Source organism: Acinetobacter sp. GN11 (assembly GCF_054823985.1).
The window spans coordinates 1-5280 of the sequence record NZ_JRVL01000283.1; the positions used below are offsets into that span (position 1 = coordinate 1).

Here is a 5280-nt window from a genome sequence, read left to right on the forward strand (position 1 = left end):
ATTGTTGCTATGATTTTTTAGTCGTAACGAGCTAAGGTTGTAGAAAACCTAGAGTCGGTTAAACCGTTTTAAAGACCAGTTGGGCGATATGGCTAGAGAGAGTTTGGCAAAGACCAATAAATGAGAAGAAATAGTACGCATGAGCGGACTCCTAGATGAAATAGAAGTTCTACCAGATCACTGCTAAATGATTAGGGTGGCAGAACGAAGAAGGGTTAGCAGACCAGTCATCTAGGAACTGGCACGCCCGAAGGCGTCCCTCCTCCGTCCTACCGCTACGAAGGGAGACGAACGAGTTCTCCACCAAAAAATTACTTTTTTGATGTTCTAGATGAAAGGCGGTCTGCTAAAACCGACTGGCGATGTTGGCCAGCAGGCAAAGCATAATCGGAGGGGTTTTAGGTGTCAATGTGATATTGGCTAGAAATAAAGCTTTAAAATTTCATAAAATAATTTTAGTAAAATGATTTATTAATCTAATGCAGAAGCTTTTATTTTTTTGAGGTGTGTAAATTTAGTAAAACTTAAAAATATACTCCACTATAGTAATTCATTAAGACTTTCAATACTGAGCTTTACACCATAGCTACCTTCACTATCATCATCAAGCCAACCACCATTAATTAAAGCTGGCACGGTCTTATTTATTACTTTACCAGCTAATAATTTGGCATCATCCCTACTTAAATAACCAACGGTTAAACCATTAATTTCAATTTTTACAGCATTCTTATCGTAAGCATTAAAAGGTTCAGAAACAACTCTAGCCGTTACTTCTACATATTTTGATCTTTCTTGTTTAGGTCCAGCAATCTTTCTTAAATTAGCTTGATAAGATTGCTCTCCAACAATATCAAATAAATATGATATTGGCATTTCATCAGTAATTTTTTGCTTTTTATGCATTTTACTTAATATTAAAAATAAAACTAATAAGCCAAGGGCTCCCCATATTATTTCCATTCATTTCCCTCTTTTTTTCTAAAAATGTACAAATAAAGATATTAAAAGAGTAAACCAGAAATCAGCTTACTCTTTTATACACTTATTTAATGACAGTGGTGGTCTCCAGTTTTACTATTGGTATGGCATCCTTTAGAGTTTGTACCTCCAGAATGGGCATTAACCTGTGTCACTGCTAAACCGATTAGACAAATGAATAAAATTCTTTTCATAAGTTTATTTCCTTCAAGTCAGAATTATAATTGAGTTTTTATTGTACAAAAGAAAATTATTAAGCTTTGATAAAACAGATGAGTAACTTATAAACTTTAGTCTACTTTCCATTTATAACCATTTTATTGAAATATTCCTTTTAAAAGATAAACCATGAAAATTTGTATTGTAGGCCCTTCTGGTGCTGGTAAAACAACTATCGCTAAGAAATTAGCTAAAGAATTAAAGATATCTGCTCATGTATTTGATGAGATCTATTGGGATTTAAGTGGAACTGAATTTGTAAAAAATTCCGAAGAAACCATCTCACTTGGTATTAAACAAATCACCTTACAAGATAGTTGGATTGTAGAGGGAGCTTACGATAAACGTTTACTTCCCCTACTTTTTGAGTGCTCTTTAATTTTAAAGATGGAAGTACCTCTTTATTTAAGAACAATAAGGCTCTTACAACGTTACCTAAAGTCTTTAGTTACAGGGAAAAGCCCCAAAGAGACTCTAAAAAACACAATCGAGTTGATTCAGTTTTCACATAGTTTTGATAACCGCTTAGAAAAATTTCTGAGTAGTAATAATCAACTCTCGAGAAAGGTTATTTCTTTTAATAATTTTTCAAAAGCTACAAATATTATTCAGACAGTTTTTAAAAATAATTTATCCGATTCATTGAATAAAAATGATAGAACAAGAAAGGGTTGACAGACTGACACACAAGAATCAGCACGCATTAAGCGTCCCTCTCTCATCCTGAAACGAAGAATAATAAGAGAGATTTTAAGTGTCAATGTGATATTCGGCGAATTCTTAAAGTTTATTTTTTATTTTAAATTATATGCTGTGATACACCGATAAAATGAATAATTAAATCCATTTTATCGGCTTGCTAGAAGAGGTTTTTAAAACCTTATTTTATTTTTTAATATAGTTTGGAAATTCTTTTAAAACCGTACTACATAATTGGCCTTTCATATCTCCTCTCTTGCGTGCTTCAAATTGGTCCATACCTAATCTCATAACTTCTCTACCATATTTTTCACCTAGTTCATGTTTAGTACATTTGTCAGATTCATGAACTAATTCTTGTGAAGTATAGTGATAATTACAATCAAGTTGAGCACGGCTTAAAAAACCATGTAGTTGTACTGTTCTCTCGCAAGTTGTTCGCTGTATATAAGTTTTGGGCTCTTGTTCAGCATAAACTGATGTTGCTACCAATAAAGTGAAAACTGTTACTAAAATATTACGCATTATTTCCCCGACAAAGTTATTAAAAGTATTAGTGATAATGTTGCGGGCGTATTAAATAATAATTACTCATAAGTGTCTATTAATAATAAGAAAATTAGATAAATCCTCCTCCCTTTTGAATACTTAATCACCTTAAAAAAATTGTGTGATTAAGTTTTCTCAAATAAATGATATTAAATTTTTTCTCTAATCTTCTTTAATATAATCCAAGCGATTCAAGAAAAGAGTTTTAGTGATATTTCATTCATTTCTTATCGACTAAAACCCTTACTCATTACAGCACTTTAAAACCCTAATTTTTTAAAGACGAAATAACCTACATGGCTTTCAAAGCTACCGTCATTTTGAATTTTGAAATACTTCTTAACGAGATCAGATGAACCTTCCTGCAAATAGCGTAACGTTTTAATTTGATCTTCAGGGGTTTTCATACGCTTTACCCAACTATCAAAGTCTAATGAAAGCGTTTGTTTATCTAAACCCACCAAGTCAAAGCCCGCATCTTCAATAAAATAAACCCACTCTTTCACACTATAATTTCTTACATGACTCGGGTCTCGAATAGTTTCGATTGTCTGTAAAAACGTATCTAATATAGGCGAGCTAGAACTAATAATATCTACAAAAATAACAATGCCATCTGGCTTAAGAACACGATTTACTTCTTTCATTGCAGTCGGAACATGCTGCCAGTGATGAGCTGAATATCGACTAATCACGACATCAAACTGTTGATCACTAAAAGGCATATCTTCGGCAATGCCCTGCTGCACAAAGATGTTTTTTAATTTGCGCTGGCTAGCAGCCTTAGACACTGTGTCTAACATTTCATGAGATAAATCGTAGGCAAAGACTAGGTCAGCATGTGGAGCAACATTATAAGAGACATGACCACCACCACAGCCTAAATCTAGAACGACAGCCTTTTCATATTTCTGAATTTCATGAATAAATTTATTAAATTCAATTCCTTCAGAATGAGCTTGGCTATTCAAATAGTCTAAAGATTTATTTTGATATTGTTTTTGGTTTATATCGTGCTGGGTGATCATAACCTTGCTTCCTACTTTGCAATGAAATCACCATAAAGCAAAAGTTAGATAAAAAATAATGATTAGTTTTTCTTCAATTGATAAATAAAAGTTATTATTTAATTTGTTTTAATACACAGTAAACACAAAATTTTAAAATCCTTAAATTCAATAGACAGTTATACTGGCGTTATCTAAAAATTCTACAAAAACAGAAAATGCTAAAAGCCATTTTATTTGATTTAGATCAGACTCTACTTGACAGAAATACGTCACTTAAAAAATTTGTTGAATGGCAAGTAAACTTTTTTCAACTAGTGCCACAGAAGAATAAGCAAGATTTTATCACTCGATTTATTGAATTAGATAATAATGGAAATGTTTGGAAAGACTTGGTTTATACCCAGTTGCTTAACGAATTTAATATCAAAAATTTTAACGTCGAGACCTTGCTTAACTCCTATGTTAATGACTTTAACAAGTTTTCCTCTTCATTTGAAAGAGTTCCTGAAACAATTCAAAATCTTTATAACAAAGGATATAAATTAGGCTTAATTTCTAATGGGAAATCCCCTTTTCAAGAAAATAACTTTTATGCACTAGGTCTTAAGGAATTTTTTTCTACAATTATTGTTTCAGAAGCTATAGGCTTACGAAAACCCGATATACAAATATTTGAGCATGCATGTAAAGAGCTTGGCTTTATCCCTAATGAATGTATTTTTGTAGGTGATAATCCGAAGGCCGATATTGAAGGTGCTAACAAAGCTGGAATGAAAACGATCTTTTTCCATCCTGATCCTTCCATTGATTATCCTTTAGCAGATAAACAGATTCACCATTATGATCAGCTAGAAATAGCAATTAACAAATTAGAGAATTCTATTCTTTAAAAATAGATTTAAGAACTTAGAAGGGATCCGCAAAGAGCACTGTTTAGTCACCCTTACTGAAACAGTGCTCTTTGCTCCATCACAACCCTTATCCAGAGAGTTCGATGCATAGAACTAGTGTATGTACCTTTAACTCAAAATGTTTCCTGTATTTTTAATATTTTTAAATGTTCGCAGCATAAAAATGAAGTATATTTAAATTTATCAGAAGATTCTTCTTTGGTTTATATTTTGAACAGAACAGAATACACACTAGATCGTATAGATCGGAAAATTTTATCTGCATTACGTGGAAATGGCCGTCTAACCGTTGCTCAATTAGCAGAAGAAGTCGGTCTTTCATCCTCACCATGCTGGACACGACTAAAACGCCTAGAAACTTTAAAAATTATTGAAGGCTATACGGTAAACGTAAACCCAAAAGCGATTGGTATTCATGAAGTATTCTTTATAGAAATTACTTTAGAACGGCATGACGATGAAATGCTGGAAAATTTCAGCGAAGCATTAGCCGATATACCTGAAGTTGTAGAAGCTCATCTCGTCACAGGTGATTATGATTATTTGGTGAAAGTAGCAGTAAAAGATGCTGAGCATTACGAACGTTTTTTACGGAAAAAGCTCTATTCGATTAAAGGGATTCGACACACTCGTTCGACTTTTGCCCTACGTCCCCTTAAATCTGCCAATACCGCTGATTTAATGTTAATTGAATAAAAGGTGTAATGACTGTAGTGCATCGACTTAAACTATTGATTTGAAACTTCTTAATCAGTTAAGCGGCTTAGACCATAACAGATTTAGGCTCTGTTATATTTTTTTTAAAAAATTCTGTATCTATGATTACAGCCTCCTCATCTCCATAATAAAATTAATCTGAATTGGAGGCATCGCCATGAACATTTTGAAGAAAAAAAATAAGGCCAGTTTTG

General features: G+C 32.7%; 7 protein-coding genes. 3 read left to right on the plus strand and 4 right to left on the minus strand.

The features are described from left to right. Positions 1–540: 540 nt before the first annotated feature. Both NL42_RS18110 and NL42_RS18115 read right to left on the minus strand, forming a co-directional pair. Entirely contained in the window at positions 541–963 is a 423-nt protein-coding gene (locus tag NL42_RS18110) for a hypothetical protein (protein WP_461313807.1), read from the minus strand. Positions 964–1049: 86 nt separating this feature from the next. Beyond that, the gene (locus NL42_RS18115; RefSeq protein ID WP_461313808.1) at positions 1050–1175 is read right to left on the minus strand and encodes a YHYH domain-containing protein; all 126 of its coding nucleotides are present in this window, start codon (positions 1173–1175) and stop codon (positions 1050–1052) included. A gap of 154 nt (positions 1176–1329) precedes the next feature. Between NL42_RS18115 and NL42_RS18120 the strand changes: the two genes are divergently transcribed. After that, positions 1330–1875, plus strand: a complete 546-nt coding sequence (locus tag NL42_RS18120) for an AAA family ATPase (protein WP_461313809.1) — start codon at positions 1330–1332, stop codon at positions 1873–1875. 210 nt (positions 1876–2085) lie between these two features. Here the strand turns inward: NL42_RS18120 and NL42_RS18125 are convergent, their stop codons facing one another. Both NL42_RS18125 and NL42_RS18130 read right to left on the minus strand, forming a co-directional pair. Then, positions 2086–2424 (minus strand): hypothetical protein, encoded by a 339-nt coding sequence (locus NL42_RS18125; RefSeq protein WP_151768479.1) that lies wholly within the window; start codon positions 2422–2424, stop codon positions 2086–2088. A 284-nt stretch (positions 2425–2708) separates the two neighbouring features. Then, on the minus strand, positions 2709–3476 hold the full coding sequence (locus NL42_RS18130; protein WP_013198447.1) for a class I SAM-dependent methyltransferase: 768 nt from the start codon (positions 3474–3476) through the stop codon (positions 2709–2711). Between the two features lie 197 nt (positions 3477–3673). Between NL42_RS18130 and NL42_RS18135 the strand changes: the two genes are divergently transcribed. Next, positions 3674–4348: an HAD family hydrolase gene (locus tag NL42_RS18135; RefSeq protein WP_461313810.1), complete on the plus strand. Its 675-nt coding sequence runs from the start codon at positions 3674–3676 to the stop codon at positions 4346–4348. Between the two features lie 231 nt (positions 4349–4579). Further along, complete coding sequence (locus NL42_RS18140) at positions 4580–5065, plus strand: Lrp/AsnC family transcriptional regulator (RefSeq protein ID WP_034677787.1); 486 nt, start codon at positions 4580–4582, stop codon at positions 5063–5065. Positions 5066–5280 lie beyond the last annotated feature (215 nt).